This is a genomic window from Caballeronia arationis (assembly GCF_001544975.2).
Taxonomy (GTDB): Bacteria; Pseudomonadota; Gammaproteobacteria; order Burkholderiales; family Burkholderiaceae; genus Caballeronia; species Caballeronia arationis.
Genome location: NZ_FCOG02000342.1, coordinates 1 through 2,645 on the forward strand (window position 1 = coordinate 1; position 2,645 = coordinate 2,645).

2 protein-coding genes and 1 pseudogene are annotated in these 2,645 nt (G+C 58.3%); 1 reads left to right on the forward strand and 2 read right to left on the reverse strand.

Annotated elements, in window-relative coordinates:
• Positions 1–161: 161 nt before the first annotated feature.
• Positions 162–370 (reverse strand): annotated as a pseudogene (locus tag AWB81_RS49070) (ATP-binding protein); the annotation flags it as partial.
• 1,056 nt (positions 371–1,426) lie between these two features.
• A complete protein-coding gene (locus AWB81_RS41910; protein WP_235026223.1) occupies positions 1,427–1,867 on the reverse strand; it encodes a hypothetical protein in 441 nt (146 codons plus the stop codon).
• Between AWB81_RS41910 and AWB81_RS41915 the strand changes: the two genes are divergently transcribed.
• Positions 1,866–2,645, forward strand: a 780-nt coding sequence (locus tag AWB81_RS41915) for a transposase (protein ID WP_200822637.1), incomplete at its 3' end; no start/stop codon positions are given. The two genes, AWB81_RS41910 and AWB81_RS41915, sit on opposite strands and share 2 nt — an antisense overlap.

The following is a 2,645-nucleotide window of genomic DNA, read 5'->3' on the forward strand; positions in this document are numbered from 1 at the left end:
CCATGGCCCGAATGCTCACGTCCTGCAGTCGTAGGCTTGCGATGGCGAGGCGTTCTTCAGGTTGAAGGTGCTGGTATGAAGTAGTTTTGTCGGGCATTGCAACACCTTATACGAAATAAGTGTTGCACCTCACTTTTGAGGCCGCCGGGGATATCGAGATTGTTGCGCGCCAGCAAAAGGCGAATATACTCGATCGCTCGTGTTTTACCGATGCGCGAAGGTCCATAAATCAGGCGCCCATGATCCGATAACGAAGGCACCGAACCACTAACTCGTAGAGCGCTTCGATCGCGGGTGTGGCGATCCGATAATTCCCGGTCGCGAGCGGGTGCAGCGATGGATCGACTGGGCGTTGTATCTCAACTGGCATGATGCTCCTCCCGCACATTTCGTCTTCAAAAGACTTGGCCAGTGCCGATACCAAGCTTGCGTGCGCGTGTTGGTGCCGACGGCATGGCCGTATCACCACGCTCTGTCGTTGGGACTTCGTGGGTCGATGGATTCGCACCAATTGAGGCGGTTACCGGCCCCTGGGGCGTTCGCACTGTCGGCGCGCAAGAGAGAAGGCGCACCACGTGGGACAGGTCGGACGCTGCCCTGCGGGTGCCCTTTGCTTTTTATGAAATTTCTTTCGGACGTACTCTTCGATACGACTTGCGTCGAAGGCCGCACTCGGTCGGCGGCGACCCTTTGCTTTGAGGATCTCCTGCCTCAATTTGAGGTTGTGAGGCATCACTCGCCACGCGCCTTGTGCGTCGAGTACACCCAGTTCTGTACGGCCGTCCAGAAACGCGCGAACGCTACGCAGGTCGTCGGTGCTCAAATAAATGAGCAACCTTTTGCCTATCAGAGAAGTGCTGCATGCCAGCACATCGCTCGTATAACGCACGCCGTAGAGGTTGATATGCGGCCGGACCCCTTTGTCAAGATACGCGCGCACTTGGCAGCGTCTCGCAGACTGCAACAGACATAAGTTGCGCCGATGACGTTCAGGGAGCCACGTGAGCAGTTGCTGACGCCCCCGCAAGAAATACTCCATCGCCTCAAGCGGCGTGACATTGTTGAGCCCAGTGTGTGGTGTTCCATGGTAGCTCGCGATCGCAAACTCGACGAGCTCATCGAGCTCGTCGAGCGATACGTATAAACGCAGGTTACCCTTCGGGTCAGACAGTGCTCGACGCACATCGTGTGGATGCGACCCGTTGTAACCAGGTAATCTGGACGACAGCCTATTGGCGATGGTTCCGAAAAAAGCGTTCGATATACGGCTGAATGCGGACATATGCGAATTGACGGTTTTATTTCGTTCGCATTGCGAATGCTTTCGTCAACATGTCAGTTGAACGCTCGACGCAGTCTACGTCTGCCGCAGTTCCACGTTGAAAGATTTAATTTGATGGCTCGTCCGCGGAATCTATGGGTGGATTCAGCCGCGGTTAGGCGCTTTGAGATCGATCGAGATAGCGATAGAGCTTTCGGCAGGTGGCATCGAAGGATTTCTGCTCGGACTCGGAGATGCGCGGCCAGATGAGGGACCGCCATCCTCCTCGATGAGGTTAAACAGCAGGGTTGCCACGGGTAGCGCGGCCAGATCGGGATCGTCGCAGCGCCGCCGGATGAGCTCGCCGCCCAGCATCCAGAGATGGTCACGATCGCGGCGCAAGGTCTTCTTGGAGCGTTGCTGCGCAAGCAGTTCAAGCAGGAACGGCCGGAGAACGTCGAGGATCTGCTGGCCGATGGCAGCATCAGATTCATCGACGCTCCAAGATCTCGGCCAGTTCGCCAGGTCTGGGACGTAGCGCTCAAGGGCCGTCTCCTCGGGTGAGACAATCGATGGGTGACGGATTATCTGGCGCTTACCGACCATGCTGCTTACCCGCTTGCTCAATGCCTGCCATCACTTTCGCGGCTTCGTCTACCAAGGCGCTCGACTGTGCGAAGCGTCCAACACCATCGAAATTGACGTACGTCCCCGGCGCGGCTCGCGGCCGCGCTGCTCTGGCTGTGGCCAGCAGGCGCGCGGCTACGACACCTTGGCGGTGCGCCGCTTCGAGTTCATCCCGATTTGGGGCTTTGCCGTGATCTTACTGTACGCGATGCGGCGCGTGCAGTGCCGAGGTTGCGGGGTCAAGGTCGAACAGGTGCCCTGGGGGATCGGCAAACACACGCTGACCAAAGCGTACATGCTGCATCTGGCTCACTGGGCACGCAAGCTCTCCTGGCAGGAAACGGCGCGCAGCTTCCATACGAGCTGGGAGAAGGTCAGCCAGGCAGTCGAATGGGTCGTGCAATGGGGACTGGAACACCGCACGCTCGGTCCGATTCGCGCTTTTGGCGTTGACGAGATTCAGTACGGTCGAGGCCATCAATATCTGACGCTGGTCTGCCAGATTGAAGCCGGCTGCATTCGCCTGCTGTGGGTCGGGCGCGAGCGCACCACGGAAAGCTTTGAGAACTTCTTCGCGCTAATCGGCACAGAACTCGCCGCCAAGGTCGAGTTTGTCTGCTCGGACATGTGGAAACCTTACCTGCAACTCGTTGCCAAGCACTGCCCCCAGGCCCTGAACATCCTCGACCGCTTCCACATCGTCGCCAAGATGAATCTGGCGCTAGACGACGTGCGTGCCGCCGAGGCCCGCCGCATG